Annotated in this window: 19 protein-coding genes; 4 read left to right on the forward strand and 15 right to left on the reverse strand. The window is 73.5% G+C overall.

The window, feature by feature from the left end; all coding sequences use genetic code 11:
- Window positions 1–7 precede the first annotated feature (7 nt).
- Window positions 8–922 carry a Ppx/GppA phosphatase family protein gene (locus AB0H83_RS02930; protein ID WP_360086487.1) on the reverse strand — a complete coding sequence of 305 codons (915 nt, stop codon included), beginning with the start codon at window positions 920–922 and terminating at the stop codon, window positions 8–10.
- An 18-nt stretch (window positions 923–940) separates the two neighbouring features.
- Entirely contained in the window at window positions 941–1,438 is a 498-nt protein-coding gene (locus AB0H83_RS02935) for an amino-acid N-acetyltransferase (protein WP_360085860.1), read from the reverse strand.
- A 48-nt stretch (window positions 1,439–1,486) separates the two neighbouring features.
- Between AB0H83_RS02935 and AB0H83_RS02940 the strand changes: the two genes are divergently transcribed.
- From AB0H83_RS02940 to AB0H83_RS02950, 3 genes are all read left to right on the forward strand, one after another.
- Window positions 1,487–1,942 (forward strand): cellulose binding domain-containing protein, encoded by a 456-nt coding sequence (locus tag AB0H83_RS02940; RefSeq protein WP_360085863.1) that lies wholly within the window; start codon window positions 1,487–1,489, stop codon window positions 1,940–1,942.
- Window positions 1,943–1,985: 43 nt separating this feature from the next.
- Complete coding sequence (locus AB0H83_RS02945) at window positions 1,986–2,729, forward strand: hypothetical protein (protein WP_360085866.1); 744 nt, start codon at window positions 1,986–1,988, stop codon at window positions 2,727–2,729.
- A 67-nt stretch (window positions 2,730–2,796) separates the two neighbouring features.
- Window positions 2,797–3,750 (forward strand): phosphotransferase, encoded by a 954-nt coding sequence (locus tag AB0H83_RS02950; protein WP_360085869.1) that lies wholly within the window; start codon window positions 2,797–2,799, stop codon window positions 3,748–3,750.
- Window positions 3,751–3,801: 51 nt separating this feature from the next.
- Here AB0H83_RS02950 and AB0H83_RS02955 read toward each other — a convergent pair whose 3' ends face one another.
- The 5 genes from AB0H83_RS02955 to AB0H83_RS02975 all read right to left on the reverse strand — a co-directional run bounded on the left by AB0H83_RS02955 (window position 3,802) and on the right by AB0H83_RS02975 (window position 9,286).
- Complete coding sequence (locus AB0H83_RS02955; RefSeq protein WP_360085872.1) at window positions 3,802–4,326, reverse strand: DUF501 domain-containing protein; 525 nt, start codon at window positions 4,324–4,326, stop codon at window positions 3,802–3,804.
- Between the two features lie 2 nt (window positions 4,327–4,328).
- On the reverse strand, window positions 4,329–4,868 hold the full coding sequence (locus AB0H83_RS02960) for a septum formation initiator family protein (RefSeq protein WP_360085875.1): 540 nt from the start codon (window positions 4,866–4,868) through the stop codon (window positions 4,329–4,331).
- Window positions 4,869–4,930: 62 nt separating this feature from the next.
- Window positions 4,931–6,208 (reverse strand): phosphopyruvate hydratase, encoded by a 1,278-nt coding sequence (gene eno, locus AB0H83_RS02965; protein ID WP_360085878.1) that lies wholly within the window; start codon window positions 6,206–6,208, stop codon window positions 4,931–4,933.
- A gap of 86 nt (window positions 6,209–6,294) precedes the next feature.
- Entirely contained in the window at window positions 6,295–7,908 is a 1,614-nt protein-coding gene (locus tag AB0H83_RS02970) for a DUF885 domain-containing protein (protein WP_360085881.1), read from the reverse strand.
- A 10-nt stretch (window positions 7,909–7,918) separates the two neighbouring features.
- Entirely contained in the window at window positions 7,919–9,286 is a 1,368-nt protein-coding gene (locus AB0H83_RS02975) for a PLP-dependent aminotransferase family protein (RefSeq protein ID WP_360085884.1), read from the reverse strand.
- Between the two features lie 69 nt (window positions 9,287–9,355).
- On the opposite strand from AB0H83_RS02975, the gene AB0H83_RS02980 reads away from it, so the two are divergent.
- Window positions 9,356–10,273, forward strand: a complete 918-nt coding sequence (locus AB0H83_RS02980; RefSeq protein ID WP_360085887.1) for a DMT family transporter — start codon at window positions 9,356–9,358, stop codon at window positions 10,271–10,273.
- On the opposite strand, the gene AB0H83_RS02985 is transcribed toward AB0H83_RS02980, so the two are convergent.
- Genes AB0H83_RS02985 through AB0H83_RS03020 form a run of 8 tightly spaced genes read right to left on the reverse strand, consistent with a single transcriptional unit; the run spans window position 10,243 to window position 18,724 of the window.
- Window positions 10,243–11,178: a MazG family protein gene (locus AB0H83_RS02985; RefSeq protein WP_360085890.1), complete on the reverse strand. Its 936-nt coding sequence runs from the start codon at window positions 11,176–11,178 to the stop codon at window positions 10,243–10,245. The genes AB0H83_RS02980 and AB0H83_RS02985 overlap by 31 nt on opposite strands.
- A gap of 6 nt (window positions 11,179–11,184) precedes the next feature.
- Entirely contained in the window at window positions 11,185–11,877 is a 693-nt protein-coding gene (locus AB0H83_RS02990) for a hypothetical protein (protein WP_360085893.1), read from the reverse strand.
- A 2-nt stretch (window positions 11,878–11,879) separates the two neighbouring features.
- Window positions 11,880–12,965 (reverse strand): endoglucanase, encoded by a 1,086-nt coding sequence (locus tag AB0H83_RS02995; RefSeq protein WP_360085896.1) that lies wholly within the window; start codon window positions 12,963–12,965, stop codon window positions 11,880–11,882.
- 27 nt (window positions 12,966–12,992) lie between these two features.
- Complete coding sequence (locus AB0H83_RS03000; protein ID WP_360085899.1) at window positions 12,993–13,739, reverse strand: methyltransferase domain-containing protein; 747 nt, start codon at window positions 13,737–13,739, stop codon at window positions 12,993–12,995.
- Window positions 13,736–15,259: a lipopolysaccharide biosynthesis protein gene (locus AB0H83_RS03005; protein ID WP_360085902.1), complete on the reverse strand. Its 1,524-nt coding sequence runs from the start codon at window positions 15,257–15,259 to the stop codon at window positions 13,736–13,738. Before AB0H83_RS03005 ends, AB0H83_RS03000 begins: the two co-directional genes overlap by 4 nt.
- Window positions 15,256–16,143: a sulfotransferase domain-containing protein gene (locus tag AB0H83_RS03010; RefSeq protein ID WP_360085905.1), complete on the reverse strand. Its 888-nt coding sequence runs from the start codon at window positions 16,141–16,143 to the stop codon at window positions 15,256–15,258. Before AB0H83_RS03010 ends, AB0H83_RS03005 begins: the two co-directional genes overlap by 4 nt.
- 2 nt (window positions 16,144–16,145) lie before the next feature.
- Complete coding sequence (locus AB0H83_RS03015; protein ID WP_360085908.1) at window positions 16,146–17,354, reverse strand: hypothetical protein; 1,209 nt, start codon at window positions 17,352–17,354, stop codon at window positions 16,146–16,148.
- Entirely contained in the window at window positions 17,351–18,724 is a 1,374-nt protein-coding gene (locus AB0H83_RS03020) for a hypothetical protein (RefSeq protein ID WP_360085911.1), read from the reverse strand. The genes AB0H83_RS03015 and AB0H83_RS03020 overlap by 4 nt, the downstream gene beginning before the upstream one ends.
- Window positions 18,725–18,921 lie beyond the last annotated feature (197 nt).

Here is an 18,921-nt window from a genome sequence, read left to right on the forward strand (position 1 = left end):
CGGCTGATCAGGACTGACGTAAACACGACATAGCGACGCCGTCCAGAATGTCCGACTCCGAGGCGACGACCGCCTCGGCGCCGGACCGCTCCAGGATGATCCGCAGGATCAGCGCGCCGGCCCCGATGACGTCGGCCCGGCCGGGGTGCATGACGGCGTTGGCGAGCCGCTGCTCGGGCGTGGCCGCAAGGAGGTTCGCGGTCACCTTCGCCACGTCGGCGGTGGAGACCGTGGCCCGGTGGATGCGCCCGGCGTCGTACTCGGTCAGGCCGAGCGCGAGCGCGGTCACGGTGGTCACCGAGCCGGCGAGGCCGACGAAGGTGCGGGCCTGGCCGGCGTCGACCGCGGCGAGCGCCCGGTCCACCGCGTCGGTGATGTCCCGTTCGGCGGCCGCGACCTGCGCCGGCGTCGGCGGGTGGTCGTGCAGGTGCCGCTCGGTGAGCCGGACGCAGCCGATGTCGACGCTGATCGCGGCGTCGACCCCGTCCTGCGAGCCCACCACGAACTCGGTCGAGCCGCCGCCGATGTCGAAGACCAGGAACGGCGCCTGTGCCCGCAGGCCCTGCACAGCGCCGGCGAAGGTGAGCCGGGCCTCCTCGTCGCCGCTGACGACCTCGGGGGCGAAGCCGAGGGTGGCGGTGACCATGGCCCGGAAGTCGTCGGCGTTGGACGCGTCACGGCTGGCGCTGGTGGCGACCATCCGGGCGTGCGTGACGCCGGCCGCGGCGATCTCGGCGGCGTAGTCGACCAGGGCGACCCGGGTGCGCTCGATCGCCGCCTCCGCCAGCCGGCCGGCGCGGTCGACGCCCTCACCGAGCCGCACGATGCGCATCTGGCGGGTGACGTCCACGAGCGACCCGTCGGGGCCGGCGTCGGCGATGAGCAGCCGGACGGAGTTGGTGCCGCAGTCGATCGCCGCCACTCGGGTCATGCGATCAACCTACAGATGCAGCAGCATCCGGTGGTTTCCGAGGGTGTTGGGCTTGACCCGCTCCAGGTCCAGGAACTCCGCGACGCCCTCGTCGTAGGAGCGCAGCAGCTCCTCGTAGACCTGGTGGGTGACGGGGGTGCCGTCGATCGGCACGAAGCCGAACGAGGCGAAGAACCGGGTCTCGAACGTCAGCACGAACACCCGCCGCACGCCGATCTCGCGGGCCGCGGCGAGCAGCTCCGACACGATCCGGTGGCCGATCTTGTGGCCCCGGATCATCGGGTCGACGGCGACCGTGCGGACCTCGGCGAGGTCCTCCCACATCACGTGCAGCGCGCCGCAGCCGACGATCACGCCGTCGCGCTCCGCGACCCAGAACTCCTGCACGGCCTCGTACAGCGCCACCATCGGCTTCGACAGCAGCCGACGGTCCGCCACGTACATGGCGACCAGCCGCCGGATGCCCCGCACGTCTGTGGTCCGGGCCCGCCGGACGGTTACCTCCATGACGGTCAGGGTAGTGGCGCGCGGATGTGGCATCTGACACGTGAGCGCGTGCTTGTCGTCACCGCCGCGGTGGCGACCGTGGTGGCGGGCACCATGTCCGTCCTGTACATGACCCGCGACCCCGCCCCCCGCGTGGTGACCGTGGAGCGGACGCAGCTCGTGACGCCGAGCACGAGCGCGGCACCGGTGCGCAGCGGCGGCGGCGTGAAGGCCGGCTACGCGGTGCGCAGCAAGTGGAAGGACGGCTTCAACGCCGAGGTGACCGTGACGAACACCGGCAGCCAGCCGCTGCAGGGCTGGACGGTCCAGCTGCGGCTGCCGCCGGGCGTGGCCCCGACCTCCACCTGGGGCGCCACCGCCGAGCACAAGGCGGACCGGCTCACCCTGCGCTCCCAGCCGTGGAACACCTACCTGGAGCCTGGCGGCTCGATCCGGATGGGCTTCGAGGCGAAGGGCAAGGCCGCCGAGCCGGTCAGCTGCACCGTCAACGGGTCGCCCTGCTGACAGTTCGTTGCACCCGGCGGTGACCGGCCCCACATTGGGCGGCATGCATCGTGCCGGTACCCGAATCCTGACCGTCGTGCTCGCGTCCACGCTCGGCGCCGGCGCGCTGGGCTGCGGCTTCATCAACCAGGTCAAGCAGACCGTCGACAACGTCTCCGCCATCACCGACCTCGCCGACCGGATGGGCAAGTCCGGGAAGCTGACCTTCACCGCCGAGTACAAGACCGACGACGGCACCCCCACGACCGTGGTGCAGCAGCCGCCGAAGGCCGCCTACATCGGCAAGGACGGCCGCTTCATCCTCACCGAGGACACCCTGCTCGTCTGCACCGGCAAGACCGGGCAGAAGGTCGTGTGCCAGAAGAGCGCCGTGCAGACCGGCCAGCTGTCCTCCGCCGACCAGGCCGCGTACCTCTCCGCGGTGGCCGGCGGCGGCTTCATCAACACCGAGATGGCGCTCGCCCTGATGACGGCGGCGGCGGTGGTGCCCGGTGTCAAGATCGCCGAGAACACCGCGACGATCGCCGGTCAGAAGAGCGACTGCCTCGACGTCACCGGCATCCCGCAGGACGCCGACGCGGGCCCCAACGACGTCTCGGCCAAGGAGTTCCACGTCTGCGTCGCCGAAAGCGGCCTGCTCACCCGGTTCAAGGGCGTCGGCACCGACGACAAGGCGATCGGCGTGGAGCTCAGCAAGTACAGCGAGAACGTCGACGCCCAGGCGTTCGTCGCGCCGAAGGGTGCACAGATCGTCACCGCGACCGCACCGCCGGCCCCCGGTAAGTAAGGGTTCCTGTCCTGCTCTGTAACACTCGGGCGGCGGAGGTGGCGGGGCTGCCGTAACGTGCAGAACCGTGCTGACGCCGCCCGCTGGTCTCACCGAAGACGCGCTCGCGGAGGCCCTGCGTCGCGAATGGGGCCTCCCGGTCGCCGCGCTGGCCTACCGGGCGGTCGGCTTCGGCAGCCACCACTGGGAGGTCACCGACGACGGCGGCTACCGCTGGTTCGTCACCGTCGACCTGGCTGTCGACCCGGACGCCGACGTCGCGCGGCTCACGGCCTCGCTGAGCGTCGCGGTGGACCTGCACGCCATCGGCCGGACGTTCGCGGTCGCCCCGGTGCCGACGCGCCTGGGCGCGCCGCTGGCGGTGCTGGGGGACTTCGCCGTCACCGTGTACCCGTTCGTCGACGGCCAGAGCTTCGACTGGAACGCGTTCCGCGGCCCCGACCACCGCCAGGCCACCCTCGACATGATCATCCAGCTGCACACCGCGCCCGAGATCGTGCAGCGGCACGCCCGCGTCGACGACTTCGCCGTGCCGGGCCGCAGCGAGATCGAGGCGGCCCTCAAGGCCCCCGGCCCCGACTGCGGCCCGTACGCCCGCCCGGCCGCGGAACTGCTCGCCGGCCACCGCGAGGCCCTGGCCGGCCTGCTGGCCCGCTACGACGAGCTCGTGCTGGACAGCCACAGCGAGCCCGTGCAGGCCGTGCTCACCCACGGCGAGCCGCACTCGGGCAACACGATGCTCACCCCGACCGGCTGGCGCCTCATCGACTGGGACACCGTGCTGATCTCGCCGCCGGAGCGCGACCTGTGGCTCATCGAGCCGGGCGACGGCTCGATCTTCTCCGCCTACGCCGCGGCCACCGGTGTGCTGCCCCGCCCGTCGACGATCATGCTCTACCAGCTGCGGTGGGCCCTGACGGACATCGCCGTCGAGGTGCGCCGCTTCCGCCGCCCGCACACCGGCACCGCCGACGACCTCGAGGGCTGGGAGATCCTGCGCTCCGTCGTCACCCGCATCTGACGAGCCGCACCCGACGAGCCGCAGATAACGGGCCGCAGCCGGCGGGCCGGTTCAGGCCGGCGGCGGCACGCAGGGGCCGGCGGCCCACCACTCGCCGGCCAGGGCGAGGGTCTCGTCGCCGAACGGGTTGACACCCGGGCCGACCGCAAGCGCGTGGCCGAGGTGGACGTGCAGGCACTTGACCCGGGTCGGCATGCCGCCGGCGGAGACGCCGTCGATCTCCTCGACGTGGCCGACCTGCTCGCGGCGGCGCAGATAGTCCTCGTGGGCCGCCGCATACGCCTTGCGCAGGTCGGGGTCCTCGGCGAGCCGGGCGCCCATCTCGCGCATGACGCCGGCGGACTCCAGCCGGCTGCACTCGTGCACCGCCCGCGGGCAGGTCAGGTAGAACAGCGTCGGGAACGGCGTGCCGTCGGGCAGCCGCGGGGTCGTCTCCACCACGTCGGGCAGGCCGCAGGGGCAGCGGTGAGCGACCGCGCGGGTGCCGCGCGGGGTGCGCCCCAGCTGCGCGGCGACGACCGCGAGATCCTCCTCGGTGGCCGGCTCGAAGTCGGTCTGCCCGTGTCCGGAAGTCATCCTCAGTCCGCCGCCTTGACGCTCGACCACAGTTTGCCGTACCAGGGCCGCGACGCCTTCTCGGCGCCCGGGATCGCAGTCGGGTCGGCCTGCTGGCTACGCGACGGGTCGACCACGACGAACGGTTTCTCGCCGGGCAGCACCATGTGCAGCCGCTGGCGGGCCTGGCTGATCACGTATTCGTTGTCTTCCCACTTCGCCGCCCGCGCCGCCATCTCGGCGATCTTGACGGCCTGCCGCTCCTGGCTCTGCTCCAGGGCGGTGATCTCCGCCTGCTGGGCGAGGTAGACGCGGACCGGATAGGCATACGCCAGCAGCAGGACCAGCAGGACCAGGCCGAGGACCACGGCCCGGCTGGTGAACCGCTTCGGCTGCGGGGCGCGGGTGCGCAGCGCGGCGCCACCGGAGGACACCGCCCGCCTGGTGACCGTCGGCCTGGCCGGTGCCCGGCCCGCCCCGCCGACCCCGGCGCGCTGGGCGCCACGGGGACCGGAACCCCTGGTGGGCGCGGCGCGCCCGCCCGGTCTGGTGCGCTGCTGCATGCCTCCCCCTTGTGGCACACGCCCGCGGCCCCCGGGTGGAGGGCCGCAGGCATGGAGCCGGACTAACGGTACCGCGGGAACGCGCCCCGACCGGCGTAGCGCGCCGCGTCGTCGAGCTCGTCCTCGATGCGCAGGAGCTGGTTGTACTTGGCGACCCGCTCGGACCGGGCCGGGGCGCCGGTCTTGATCTGGCCGCTGCCGACCGCGACCGCCAGGTCGGCGATCGTGGTGTCCTCGGTCTCGCCGGAGCGGTGGCTCATCATCGTGCGGAACCCGGCGCGGTGCGCCAGGTCGACGGCGTCGAGCGTCTCGGTGAGCGAGCCGATCTGGTTGACCTTGACCAGCACCGCGTTGGCGGTGTCGGTGGCGATGCCGCGGGCGATGCGCTGCGGGTTGGTGACGAACAGGTCGTCGCCGACGATCTGGATGCGGCCGCCGAGCGCCTCGGTCATCGCCTTCCAGCCGTCCCAGTCCTCCTCCGACAGCGGGTCCTCGATGGACACGATCGGGTAGGCGTCGACGAGCTGGGTGTAGTACGCGATCATCTCGGCGGAGGACTTGCCGCCGCCCTCGAACGTGTACGCGCCGTCCTTGTAGAACTCGGTCGCCGCCACGTCCAGGGCGAGCACCACGTCGCTGCCGAGCGAGTAGCCGGCCTTCTCGACGGCCTCGGCGATCAGGTCGAGCGCGGCCGCGTTGGTCGGCAGGTTGGGCGCGAAGCCGCCCTCGTCGCCGAGGCCCGTGGACAGGCCCTTCTTCTTCAGGACCGACTTGAGCGAGTGGTACACCTCGGCGCCGGTGCGCAGCGCCTCACGGAAGGTCGACGCGCCGATCGGCGCGATCATGAACTCCTGGACGTCGACGTTGGAGTCGGCGTGGGAGCCACCGTTGAGGATGTTGAGCATCGGCACCGGCAGTAGGTGCGCGTTGGGGCCGCCGAGGTACTTGAAGAGGCTCAGCCCGGCCGAGTCCGCCGCCGCCTTGGCGACCGCGAGCGAGACGCCCAGGATCGCGTTGGCGCCGAGGTTGGACTTCTCCGGCGTGCCGTCCAGGTCGAGCATCGCCTGGTCGATGAGGCGCTGCTCGGTCGCGTCGAAGCCGCGCACGGCCTCGGCGATGCGCTCGTTGACGTTTTCGACCGCCTTCTCGACACCCTTGCCGAGGTAGCGCTTCGCGTCGCCGTCGCGCAGCTCGTTGGCCTCGAAGGCGCCGGTCGAGGCACCGGACGGGACGGCCGCGCGGGCCAGGGTGCCGTCGTCGAGGACGACCTCGACCTCGACGGTCGGGTTGCCCCGCGAGTCCAGGATCTCCCGCGCGCCGATTGCTTCAATCGTGGCCACTGTCACTCCTTGCAGACAAAGATTGGTCGGCCGCCACGGTGCGGCACCTTGAGCCTATCGGTTCGGCGGATCTTGCTGAGCCGCACCTACAGGTTGAGCAGGGTTCGCAGGTGGCGGGGCGGAGGCGAGCCGTGCGCGAGCATCCGGTCGTGCCAGTCGCGCAGCGTGACGTCCACCGGCCGAACATCGGCAATCTCACGCACCTCGGTGTAGCCCACGAAGTAGGTCGACAGCTGCGTCGAGGACAGCAGCGCGCGGCGCCACTTGCCGGCCGCCTCACCCTCCTCCTGGAAACCGGCGCCCATCATCAGCGCCATCGCCTCCTGCTCGGTCATCCCGTCGCAGTGGATCCGCTGGTCGATGATCGCGTTGATGCTCATCCGCAGCTGCATCTTGAGCTGCTGCAGGCGCACCGGCAGGCCGCCGAAGCCGCGCTCGGCCATCAGCTCCTCGGCGTAGACCGCCCAGCCCTCCACGAACGGCCCGGACCAGCCGATCGCCCGGGCGCGGGTGCGGCCCCGGAAGCGCCGGGCGTGCGCGAGCTGCAGGAAGTGCCCGGGGGTCGCCTCGTGCACGGTCAGGTCGCGCAGCATGTGGGTGTTGTACTCACGGTAGAACGACGCGACCCGCTCCGCGGACCAGTCCGACGGGGTGGGTGAGATGCAGAAGAACGTCGGCAGCTCGGCCGGCTCCAGCAGGCCGGGCGGGTCGCAGTAGGCGACGGCCACGCCCCGGGCGAACTCGGGCATCTCCATGATGACCAGCGGGTCGTCCACGAGGGTGACGAGGTCGTGCTCCCGGGCGAACGCGGTCGCCTCCTCCAGGGCCACCTTCGCCAGGTCGACGATCGTGTCGTTGTCGGGCACGTCGGCGGCGGCCTGCGCGAACGCGGCGCGGACCGTGTCGTCGGTCGCCGGCCCACCGGTCAGCTGCGCCGCGGCGGCCCGCAGCTGCGCGGTCACCCGCTCCAGGTTGTCCTCGGCGCGGCGCAGTACCGCTGCCGCACCGAGTTCGGTGTCCAGCGTGTGCCACAGCCGGGCCTCCCACAGCCGCCGGCCCAGCCGCGGGTCCCGCTCGGCGGTGTCGGCCCGGCCGCGCAGCCAGGCGGCGAACTCGTCGAGCTGCGCCGCGGCGCGCTCCTGCAGCGGGCGCACCACCTCGGCCAGCCCGGGCGCCTCCTTGAGCAGCTCGCCGAGCTCGTCGCGGACCAGCCGCGCGGTGCCCTGGAACTGCCCGGCCGCGGTTTCCACGTGCACCCGCGGCATGTCGGTCAGGGTCTCGCGGGCCGTGGCGAGCGCGTCGGGGATCGCCGACAGCCGTGCCGCGAGGGACGTGAGGCGCTCCTCGGCGGGCGCGAACGGTCGGGAGATCAGCGCGTCGAGCAGGGTCGCCGGGTTGTGTACGAGCGGGTTCCACTCGTGCTCGCGGATCTCGGTCCGCTCGAACAGCATCCGCTCGACCCGGGCCAGCAGCACCGCGTGGTCGACCTGCTCCTGCGGGTCGAGCAGGTCCAGGTCGACCTGGGACAGCGCGGCGGAGGCGTCGCGGAGCATGTCGGTGTCGGCGGCGACCCCGTCGGCGGACAGGTCGGGCAGCCGGTCGTCGAAGCGGTGATCGCCGGCCGACGCGGCGAGCCGGGGATCGCACTCCAGCAGCGCGTCGGCGATGTGCTCGGCAAGAGGCACGAAGTCATGCGGCATGGGATCGAACCTATATGAGACCGGCGAGCGTCCTGACCGCTCTGGCGAGCTCGTGCGGCGTGTGCGCGGCGTAGCCGAGCACCAGGCCCGGCGGCCCCTTGCGGACCCGCAGCGACGACAGCGGCACGGGGCCGAGCCCGCACTCGGCGGCGCGCTGCGCCACGGCCCGGTCGTCGGTCTCCGGCGGCAGCTCCACCACCAGGTGCAGCCCCGCCGCGATGCCGCCGATGCGGGCCCGCGGCAGGTGCCGGCGCAGCGCGGCGACGACCGCGTCCCGCCGCTCCCGGTGCAGCCGGCGCGCCCGGCGCAGGTGCCGGTCGTAGCCGCCGCCGGCAAGGAACTCCGCGAACGCCAGCTGCTGCAGCGCCGGCCCGCCGTTGTCGGCGTCAGCCTTGGCCGCGCACAACCGGTCCAGCATCGCCTGCGGCGCCGCCAGCCAGCCCAGCCGCAGCCCCGGCGCGAGGACCTTGCTCACCGAGCCCACCAGGGCCACCCGCTCCGGCGCGAGGCCCTGCAGGCAGGCGACGGGCTCGCGGTCGTAGCGGTGCTCGGCGTCGTAGTCGTCCTCGACGACCAGCCCGTCGACCCTGGTGGCCCAGGCGATCAGCTCGGCGCGCCGCTGCGGCGCGAGCACCACGCCGGTCGGGTACTGGTGCGCCGGGGTGACCACGACCGCCTTGCACCGGGTGCGGCCGAGCGCCCGCACGTCGAGCCCGTCGCCGTCGACCGGCACCGGGACGACGTCGAGGCCGAGCCTGCCGAGGTGCTCCCGCAGCGCCGCCGGGCCCGGGTCCTCCAGGGCGACCCGCCGCACGTCGCGCTCCAGCAGCACCTTCGCCAGCAGGGCCAGGCCCTGCGTCACGCCGGCGGTCACGATCAGGCCCTCCGGCGGCACCAGCGCGGCGCGCACCCGGCCGAGGTAGCCCGACAGCTCCCGGCGCAGCCGGGGCGCGCCGGTCGCGTCGCCGTAGTCGAAGTCGGCGTCCAGGGCGCTGGTCAGTGCGGTCTCGTACGCCCGCCGCCACGCCGTGCGCGGGAACATCCCCAGGTCCGGCACGCCCGGCCGCAGCGGCGCGACGCTCGCCGGGCGGTCCGGCGGGTCGCTGCGCCGGCGCGGGACCGCCGTGGCGACCGCGGCGACCACGGTGCCGGACCCGCGCCGGGTCAGCAGCCGCCCCTCGGCCGTGAGCTGCTCGTACGCCCCCACCACCAGGCCCCGCGAGACCCCGAGGTCGGCGGCGAGGTCCCTGGTCGAGGGCAGCCGCGTCCCGGGCGCCAGCCGCCCGCGGGTGATCGCCTCCCGCAGCGCGCCGACCAGCTGGTCACCGACCCGCGGCCGAGTGCGGTCAAGCTCGACCAACGCCTCCCAGACCGACAAAGTGGACCTCCAAACGCGGTGCTCGGTGGCACTGTAGCGTGGACCACTGCCGATCGTAAGTTCACCGTCATGAACCGGCTGTACACCTTGTACTGCGTGCTGACCTGCGCGATCCTGGGCTCCTCGTTCACGGTGAGCCGATCGCTGGTGGACTATCCCGTGCTGACCGGCCAGGCGCTGCGCTACACCCTGGCCGCGGCGGCGCTCGCCCTGCTCACCACGTGGCTGCGGCCGACGGGCCGCGAGCTGCTGCGCCTGGCCGGGGTGGCCGCCACCGGACTGGTCGGCTTCAACGTGCTGCTCATGTACGCCCTGCGCCACGCCGACCCGGCCGCCATCGGCACGATCGTCGGCGCCAGCCCGCTGCTGCTCGCGCTGCTCGGCCCGCTGCAGGAACGCCGCCGGCCCTCCCCCCGCCTGCTGCTCGCGGCCGCGGTCGTGGTGCTCGGCGCGGTCCTCGTCGAGGGCGGCGGGCGCATCGACGGCCCGGGCCTCGCCGCCGCCTGCGGCGTCCTGCTGTGCGAGGCCGCGTTCTCGCTGCTCGCCGCGCCGCTGCTGCCCCGCCTCGGCGCGGTGCGGGTGTCGGCCTGGAGCACCGCCCTGGCCGTGCCGCTGCTGCTGGTCGTCCTGCCGTTCAGCGGCGAGCGCCCCCGCCTGCCCACCGCCGGCGAGACCGCCGCGCTGGCCTTCCTGGGCCTGGTGCTGACCGTGGTCGCCTTCGTCTGCTGGTACACCGGCGTCGCCCACCTCGGCGTCGAACGCGCCGGCGTGTTCGTCGGCCTGGTGCCGGTGTTCGCCCTGGCCACGGTCGCCGTCACGGACCGCGCCGTGCCGGACCCGCGCCAGCTCGCCGGCGTCCTCGCGGTCGCCGTGGGCCTGGCGATCGGCCTGAGCCGCGCCGCCAGTCCCAGGGCCGCCACCCCGCTCCCCACCCCCAGGAAACCGGCGTCACCGCCCTACTCGGCGCGGCGGACGGCGTCCATGTAGGACAGGGCGGCGGCGCGCAGGGCGGCCTCGGCGTCGCGGCCCTGCTCGTGGGCCTGGACGACCAGGGCGAAGAGGGCGGCGCCGAGCGGGTCCTCGGGAGTGAAGTCGACGGTGAGGCCGGCGCGGGCGACGCGGTGCAGGAGCTTGGCGGTGAGGGCGAGGGCGGGCTGGGAGAGGGCGACGCCGTCGACGGCGGAGGCGCGGGACTTCTCGGCCTGCTTGATCTGCTCCCAGTTGGCGATGATGTCGTCGATGCCGCCGACCTCGGTGCCGGCGAAGACGTGCGGGTTGCGGCGGATGAGCTTGGCGACGAGGTCGCCGGCGACGTCGTCGAGGCTGAAGCCGGCGGTGTCCTCGGCGAGGCGGGCGTGCAGGACGACCTGCAGCAGGACGTCGCCGAGCTCCTCGCGGACCGCTTCGGGGTCGTCGTCGCGGATGGCGTCGTAGAGCTCGTAGGACTCCTCGAGCAGGTAGGGCGCCAGGCTCGCGTGGGTCTGCGCGCGCTTCCAGGCGTCGCCGATCTCCGGATGCATGAGCCGGTCCATGACGGTCACCGCGTCCAGGACGCGGGCGCCGGGCGGATCCCACGAGCCGTACAGCAGCTCCAGGGTGGCCAGGCCGGGCTCGCGGGCCAGGCGCAGGCCGAGCTCGCGGGCCAGCTGCTCGTCGCCGTCGGGGGCGGCGAGCCAGACGACGGTGCCGTGCGCGGCCAGGGCGTCGAGCAGGACGGTGACCGCCGGCTCGACCACGGTGACGGTCGCGCCGGCCGCGCGCAGGGCGCCGGCCTGCTCGGAGTCGGCCGCGGTGAGGACCGGGTGGGCGCGCACGACGTCCCACGCCTGGGCCGTGAGCACGCCGGCCGGCAGCCGGGGTGACGTCACCAGCAGGACCACGCTGCCCGGCACTTGTTCTCAGGCCTCCTCGGCTGGCACCTCGTCCACGGTCAGGTGCACCAGGATACTGGCCCGGGCGAGGACGCCGTCCTGGCCGAGGCGGACCTCGACCGGCAGGCCGTAGGTGAGGCCCGCGTAGCGCGGGTTGACGGTGATGCCGGAGGCGGCGACGGCCTCGTCGAGCAGCCGGCGCAGGGCGATCATCCGGCCGATGCTGTCGCGGTTGAGCAGGTACTGCAGCTGCTCGAACGGGTAGCGCTCCGACACGGGCCGGCCGGTGGCGAAGTACAGCGCCTCGTAGGCGGCGCGCTGCTGGTCGCGGTCGGGTTCGACGGGGGTGACCGAGCCGGCGAGGGTGATCAGGACGTTCTGGGTGTCGGTGACGAGGGACACCACCGGCGCGCCGGCGGGCAGGGCGTAGTACTGGGCGACGGCGTCCGCGGTGGTCGCCTGGGACAGGGTGAGGCCGCGCTGCGCCAGTAGCCGCCGGCCGACGTCGCGGATGATCATCGAGCCGAGCACGTAACCGGTGACCTGGCCGCGCTGCGCCGGGGCGGCGGGCAGGTCGGCGGCGAAGGCGCCGACCTCGGCGATGGTGACGGTGCCGTCGCCGAGGTACGCCGCGACGGTCGGGTCGGACCGGCAGCCGGCCAGGAACCCACACGCGAGCGCCGCGACCAGCGCGAGCACACGGGCACGGGCACGGGACATGGTCACTTCTTCCTGTTCTTGACGCTGTTCTTGGCGCCGGCCTTGGCGGCGGTCATCGGCGTGTAGTGCGGGTCCTGGGCCAGCGAGGCGCGGAAGGCGCCGAGGACCGCCGGGTCGTCGGAGACCTGGAACTGCTGCGTGGGGCCCCTGTTGCCGATCGGGTCGGACTCGAAGTACATGACGGCCCGGATCTGCGGGTTGGCCTTGAACGTCGCGGACGCGTCGTGCAGCCAGGCGGCGCGCTGCTCGGTGCCCCACACCCGGGCGACGCCGAACTCGCCGACCATCACCGGCTTCGCCGGGTGCCGGGCGCAGAACTCGAGGAAGGGCTTCATCAGCGCGCCGATCGTGTCGTACGTGGAGCCCGCGTACACGTCGACGCAGTTCCAGTCGACCTGGTCGTCACCGGGGTAGAACGGGGCCGCGTAGCCGCCGAGGAAGCCCTCCGCGGTCGGGCACCACACCCAGGACGCATTGGTGGCGCCCTCCGTGGTGAAGATCCCGCGCACGTGCCGCCACGCCGCGACGTAGTCCTCGCCGGACCACATCTGGGCGCGCAGGTTCGGCCGGTCCATCTCCCACCGGTACCGCAGCAGCACCGGACGGCCGAACGCCTTGAGCTCGCGGGCCCGCTCGCGGATCAGGTCGTCGTAGCGGCCCATGCTGACCAGGCGGGTGTCGCCGCCGGCCCACGACAGCATGAGGGTGGTGCCACGGGCGGCGAACTGCTCGTCGGAGGCGTTGAAGAAGTTCTCGTCGAAGCGGCGGTACGTGTTGACGATCGCCATCTTGCGCCCGACGGACTTCTCCCAGGCCGTCATCGCGGTGACCCGGCCGGACTCGGTGAGGTGCTCCGGCCGGACCCACGCGCCGAGGTACGAGCCCTGTTCCGGCGGCGCGATGGGGCCGGCCGCGAACGGCCCGTCGGAGGTCGCGATCGCCGGCGGCGCGCCCGGCGTCACCGGCCCGGCGGTCGGCGACGGCCGGGGCGCCGGGGTGTCCTTCGTGGACAGCACGCTGAGGGTCACCGCCGTCGCGCCCGCCAGGCAGGCGACCACGACGGCGACGACGAGCCCGATCCGCTTCACTGCGAGGACATCCCTCCGCTATGGGGACTACTTGGGGATCCGCCGCGCCACGTACAGCACGTCGGTGGCCACCCCGGACAGGCGGGCGCTGCGCGCGGCGAGGTCGTCCGCGCGGCGGGCGACGGGGCGCAGCCACTCGCGGCGGTACGCGCCGGCCGGGCACAGCGCGAAGCCGCGCCGCTGCACGACCTCGAAGCCGTGCCGGGCCAGCAGCTGCTCGACCTCGGCGTGGTGCAGCTCGGCGAACCACTGGTTGGCGCGGTTGGAGCGGTGCCGCAGGTGCCGCAGCGAGGAGCGGTTGCCGTGGTTCTCCACGACGAGCAGGCCCGACTCGGCCTCGGGCAGGATCTTCGCGGCGAACGCGATCGCCCGGTCCCGCACGTCCTTCGGCGCGTTGAGCAGCAGGCGGAACACGGTCACCAGCGCCGGTCCGTCCACCGTGGCCGGTTCCGGGACGGGGCCGTCACCGGCGACCTGGTGCAGCTTCGCGTAGACGCCCGCCTCCTGGGCCTTCGCGAGCATCTGGGCGGACACGTCGTAGCCGTGCGCCGCCCGTACTACACCGTGCAGCAGCTTGATCGCCCGGCCGGTGCCGCACGCGAAGTCGTGCTGGACGGGGCGGCGGGCGGTGAACTCGCGGCGGACCAGGCGGCGCAGAAACGCGCGCTGCCGGTCGCTCACCGCCGTGGAATAGGTCTCCGGCGCGTAGACCACCCGTTCGTACTTGTCGACCGCCTCATCCGACTGGAAGACCTCCGCGTAGTCAGTTCTCATCGTTCCCCCTGCAATAGAACGTGCCTCAAACGCACAACCGCGCAGCAGTACGCGACCGCACCCGCCCCCGTGGCGGCGAATTGCACAATCAGCCCGTGGACCGGCAGCACGGCCAGCTGCGGCACGGCGAAACACGATGTGGCGAGCCCGCCGGCCAGCAGCGTGGCCCGGCCGAACGGGTGCAGCCCGAGGCCGCGCACCACCTGCACGAGCGGGACCAGGTTGTTGACGAGCACCGCCGCGCACAGCCCGACGGCGGCGCCGGCCGCGCCGTGCCGGGGGATCAGCACCGCGTCGAGCACCAGCATGGTGAGCAGCGCCAGGCCGACGTTGGCGAGATTCCACCAGGTGCGCCCGGCCATGGCGAGGACCACGTCGACGCAGCCGGTGGCGGTCGCCACCAGCATCGTGGCCGCCAGCAGCCGCACGATGGGCACGCCGCTCTCGTAGTGCCCGCCGAAGAGGTCGAGGTACTGCGGCGCGTAGGTGAACATCAGCAGGTACAACGGCCAGCACGCGGTCACCACCCAGGCGGTCGCCTGGCGGTAGAGCAGGTTCGCGCCGGCGGTGTCGCGCACGGCGAGCCGCTCGGCGAGGCGCGGCTGGACCGACTGGGTGACGCCCTGGTTGACGAACTGGCCGAGGATGACGAACCGGCCGGCGACGGCGTACATGGCGGCCGGGGCGAGGCCGGCGAGCGCGGCGACGAGCAGCACGTCGACGCGCTGCAGCGCCATCTGGGCGAGGCTCGCCACGGCGCGCGGCGCGGTGAACGCCCAGAACCGGCGCGGCGTGAAGTCACCGGCCGCACCCGCCGCGCCGGCGGCAGCAGCGGTACCGGCGGCAGCGGCGGCACCGGCCGTGAGGCGGGCGCGCAGGCGGGTCAGCGCGACCCCGGCGAGCAGCGCGGCGGGCAGGTACGGCAGCGCCCACAGCGCGGCGAACACGTCCGGGCCCCAGCCGGTCACCCAGACCAGGGCGAGCAGCACCAGCTGCGCGGCGGGGCGCAGGACCCGGTCGAGCAGCACGGTCGGGCGCATCGCGCGCAGCCCCCGGGTCGCGGCCAGCAGCGCGTCGCTGACCGCGGCCGCCGGCAGGAACACCGCGAGGGTCCGCACCAGGTCCGGCCGGCCGGGCAGCAGGTCCGCGGCGAACCACAGGCCACCGGCGATGACCAGCGCGGCGACGGCGACGGGCCCGAGTGCGGCGCGCAGGCACTCGCCGAGGCGGGACAGGTCGCCGGTCGCGCGCATCCGGGCCGGCCAGTACACCAGCGACGTCTGCACGCCGAGCTTCGCGACGGTGACGCCGAGGCCGAACACGGCCGTGGCGGCGAAGAACGCGCCGGCGCCGTGCGGGTCCAGGGCGCGAGCGGCGAGCCAGGTGACGCCGAGCCCGGCGGCGCCGGTGCAGACGGTGCCGGCGAGGTTCGCCAGCCCGCCCCGGGCGGCGCCGCGCAGCATGCCGTTGCGCGACTCCAGACCTCCGCCCGGGGTGGGCTTGTCGAGCGTCGCCGTCACGCCGGACTGTCCGCTGTGGACAGCCAGGAGGGGCGCCGGCCGAGCCAGGCGGCCAGGCGTTCGTCGTACGGGGCGTAGTGCTCGGCGAGCTGCGAGGCGATCGAGTCGTCGAGGCGATTGCGGGGGCGCGCGTTGTGCCGTTCGAACGCCGGGTACCGGCCGGTCCGGGGCAGGCCGAGGAAGTCCAGGACGGCGTCGTACACCGGCTCCGGGCGCAGGAAGAACTCGGTGCTGTCCACCACGTGCACCCGGTCGCGGCCGAGCAGCGCCGCCATCGGCTCGATGTACTCGATGTACTCGCCGCGGGCCCGGTAGGCGTGGTGCTGGTGGGCGAAGCTGTACGCGGCCGGGTCGTTGAGCAGCAGCTCGCGCTGCCCGGCCAGGCGGGACGGCTCCAGGGCGAGGGCCCGGCCGAAGTCCACCTCGGTCTCGAAGCCGCGGGCGACCTCGTGCGCGTGCTGGGAGTACGCGCGCTCGACCGGGTCGCGGACCAGCACGACCAGCTTCACGCCGGGCAGGTCAGCGGCGATGCGGGCCAGGGCGTGCGGGTGGTACATGTAGTACGGGCTGGACTCGAACGTCTGCGCGGGCACGCCGAGCTCGTCCTGGATGCGCTCCGCGCGCCGCTGCAGCGGGAAGTGCCCGCGATACCAGCGCAGCCCGTGGTGGTAGCCGACGTCGAAGTAGTGCACGCCCTTGTGCAGCACCGCCTTGATGACGGCCGGGTGCGCGGCGAGAGCGCGGTAGAGCGACGTGGTGCCGCAGCGCTGACCGCCGCAGATGAGGAACTGCGGCAGCATCCGCCGGTTCGCGGTCAGCTGGCCGTAGTTGCGGGATCCGAAGTGGATGATCCGCTTCATCGTGTCGGAAACCTGCACGGGCATGGTTACAGTGCCTCCACTCGCGCGACGAGAACGGGCAGCAGCCAGCTGCCGAGCACGCCCAGCCGGGCGCCGGCCTCCGCCTGCCGGTCGGTGACGTACCGGGTGGCCAGGTCGATGAGGTAGAGCAGGGTGGTCACCTCGACCGCCTGGCGGTGCACCACGCCGAACGGCAGCAGCAGCTCGGGCGCGGCGTCGATGAGGTCGTTGACGCACCTGCCCGGCGAAGGGGACCGGCCGATGCCGACCTGCAGCGCGTGGTGCAGCGCGTCGTAGCCGATCGGGACGCCGGGGGTGAAGCGTTCCCAGTCCCAGACCAGGATCGTGTCGGCCAGGACGGCCATGTTCCAGGGCGACCAGTCGCCGTGCCAGGAGCCGTACGTGAGCTGCACCCCGCCGGCGGAGCGGGCGATGCGCTCGGCCGCGGCCCGCAGCGCGCCACCCTCCGGGTGCCCGGCCACGGCGTCGAGCCGGGCCCGCAGCCTGGTCCAGTAGCCGCTGTCGTCGAGCCGGCCGCGCCGGGTGCCGCAGCAGGCGGCGACCTCGCGCATCGCGGTGGCCAGCCGGGGCGCGGTCAGCGGGACCCTGGGCCGCCACACCGGCAGCGCCGACTGCACGAGGACCTCGTGCTCGCCCCACTGTCCGATGTGGATGGCGTCGGGCACCCGCAGCGCCTTCAGCCCGGCGGTCGACACCGCCGCCAGGGCGTTGCCCTCGGCCTTGACCAGGGTCCTGGTCAGCGCCGACGTGCCCAGCTTGGCGAACGCCGTGGTGGCGCCGTCCGCGGTGAGCAGCTGCAGTACCGGCTTGCGGTTGGCCCGCGCCGGTCCGATGTGGACGCTGAGCCGCACGTCGGTCTGCAGCACGCGGCGCAGGTAGGTCTCGATGGTGTCGGCGCCGGACCTGATGCCGATCCGGTCGCGCAGCAGCACCGACGATGCGCCGCTGCGCAGGGCGGCGACGACGGCGTCACGCTTGAGCCGCGCGACCCGCGACTGCGGCTCGGCGTAGCGGCGCACGGCGGCGGCGGCGAGGCGGCGGTCGTCGGCGGGCACGAGCAGCCGCGGCTTGCGGGCGTTCGGCACGACCAGGTACTCCACCGTCGCGGTGCCCTGCCCCGGGTACAGCAGGGCGAGGACCTCCTCGACGTACTGGGCGCGCAGCTGCTCGTCGTCGACCTGCAGCGCGGCCGGGGCGGTCTTCACTGGGCTCATCGGCTCTCCAAACGGTTGCGCCACAGGACGGCATACGCGAGGAAGGTCAGCGCCAGCGGGGTGACGAGCGCGTTGTACCAGAACATCGCGGCGAAGCTGGACACGATCGCGGCGGTGGCGGCCAGCCCGATCGGGGTCGCGTCGCGCCGGAAGCGCCACAGCCCCACGACGAAGAACCCCAGGTAAGTGGCGGTGCCGAGCAGCCCGTGGGCGAAGAGGAGCTGCCACAGCTGGCCGTTGCCGCCGACGGTGAAGTTGCCGCAGCGCGCGCAGCCCTCGCTCTCGCCGACCGCGATCGAGTTGCGGCCGCCGATCGTGCTACGGGTGGAGCCGAAGCCGATCAGCGGCGACTCGGCCATCCCGTTGACGGCCTTCTCGGTGGTGTACATCCGCACGCCGTTGGACTTGCCGTCCTCCAGGCGGGCGGTGACGACGTCGCCGAGCGGCGTGGTGGCGATGGCCACGGCGACGCCCACCCCGGCGACCCCGACCAGGCTCAGCGCGCCGAACCGGCCGCGCAGCGCCAGGCGCACCGCCACGTACAGCACCATCACCCCGAGCCCGATCCACAGCCCGCGGTTGAGCGAGTAGACGATCGGCGCCATCGCGAGCAGCAGCGTCACCAGGGTGAACGCCTTGACCCGGCGGTTCTTGGTCAGCGCCCAGCCGGCGACGAGCAGCCAGCCGATGAGCAGGCAGACGTTGTTGCCCCAGGTGTTGGTGTACCCCCAGGGCGCGCCGGGCCGCGGGGTCTCCCCGCCGAGCAGGTTCATGATCTGCGCGGCGGTCGGGTGGACCAGCGACTGGACGAAGCCGTTCGCCCGCACGTGGTGCGGCAGCAGCAGCTCCAGCGGCGCGGTGAACTCGAAGCGCGGCGCGGCCATGCCGAGCAGCCCGCCGGCAACGGTGACGACGAACAGCCAGGCGAGCAGCCGGACGAACCGCTGCTGCGGCAGCTCGCGGCGGTCGACATTGCCGGCGTACACGAGGATCACGGTCATCGCGAGATAGCCGCCGAGGCGGAAGCTGAAGGACACCAGGCGGCTGGCCGCGGTGCCGGGCACCGTGCCGGCCGGGTCGGCGCCGAGGCTGAACAGCCCCAGCGCGACGACGGCCAGGAACAGCAGCCACAGCAGGAAGCCGGGCGGCAGCTTGACGAACTGGCCGGAGGCGCGGTGCCGCACCAGCGACACGGTCATCGGCACGGCCACCAGGAAGAAGATCAGGGTGCCGAGGCCGAGCGCCCACCAGAGCGGGAACAGCAGGAGCAGGCCGGTGACGGGCCAGGCGGGCAGCCGGTGCAGCCGCTTGGCCCGCCCGGGGCCGGGTGCCGCCGCCTGCAGCGAGGGATGGTTCGCGAGGGCGGTCATGCCGCCACCTCCGCTGCGCTCCGGCGTCGTCCTGACCGTCGAACTGCGCCCATGATGACCGGCTCCTCGCTCCGCTGCGGGCCGGTCATGCCGCCACCTCCGCTGCGCTCCGGCGTCGTCCTGACCGTCGAACTGCGCCCATGATGACCGGCTCCTCGCTCCGCTGCGGGCCGGTCATGCCGCCACCTCCGCTGCGC

This window comes from Dactylosporangium sp. NPDC050688 (assembly GCF_040654515.1).
Lineage (GTDB): Bacteria > Actinomycetota > Actinomycetes > Mycobacteriales > Micromonosporaceae > Dactylosporangium.

Coding starts and splice junctions, on each gene's coding strand:
- AB0H83_RS02935 (WP_360085860.1), bottom strand. CDS start 1,438: ATGGAGGTAACCGTCCGGCGGGCCCGGACCACAGACGTGCGGGGCATC.
- AB0H83_RS02945 (WP_360085866.1), top strand. CDS start 1,986: ATGCATCGTGCCGGTACCCGAATCCTGACCGTCGTGCTCGCGTCCACG.
- AB0H83_RS02955 (WP_360085872.1), bottom strand. CDS start 4,326: ATGACTTCCGGACACGGGCAGACCGACTTCGAGCCGGCCACCGAGGAG.
- AB0H83_RS02960 (WP_360085875.1), bottom strand. CDS start 4,868: ATGCAGCAGCGCACCAGACCGGGCGGGCGCGCCGCGCCCACCAGGGGT.
- AB0H83_RS02970 (WP_360085881.1), bottom strand. CDS start 7,908: ATGCCGCATGACTTCGTGCCTCTTGCCGAGCACATCGCCGACGCGCTG.
- AB0H83_RS02980 (WP_360085887.1), top strand. CDS start 9,356: ATGAACCGGCTGTACACCTTGTACTGCGTGCTGACCTGCGCGATCCTG.
- AB0H83_RS02990 (WP_360085893.1), bottom strand. CDS start 11,877: ATGTCCCGTGCCCGTGCCCGTGTGCTCGCGCTGGTCGCGGCGCTCGCG.
- AB0H83_RS03000 (WP_360085899.1), bottom strand. CDS start 13,739: ATGAGAACTGACTACGCGGAGGTCTTCCAGTCGGATGAGGCGGTCGAC.
- AB0H83_RS03010 (WP_360085905.1), bottom strand. CDS start 16,143: ATGCCCGTGCAGGTTTCCGACACGATGAAGCGGATCATCCACTTCGGA.
- AB0H83_RS03015 (WP_360085908.1), bottom strand. CDS start 17,354: ATGAGCCCAGTGAAGACCGCCCCGGCCGCGCTGCAGGTCGACGACGAG.
- AB0H83_RS03020 (WP_360085911.1), bottom strand. CDS start 18,724: ATGACCGCCCTCGCGAACCATCCCTCGCTGCAGGCGGCGGCACCCGGC.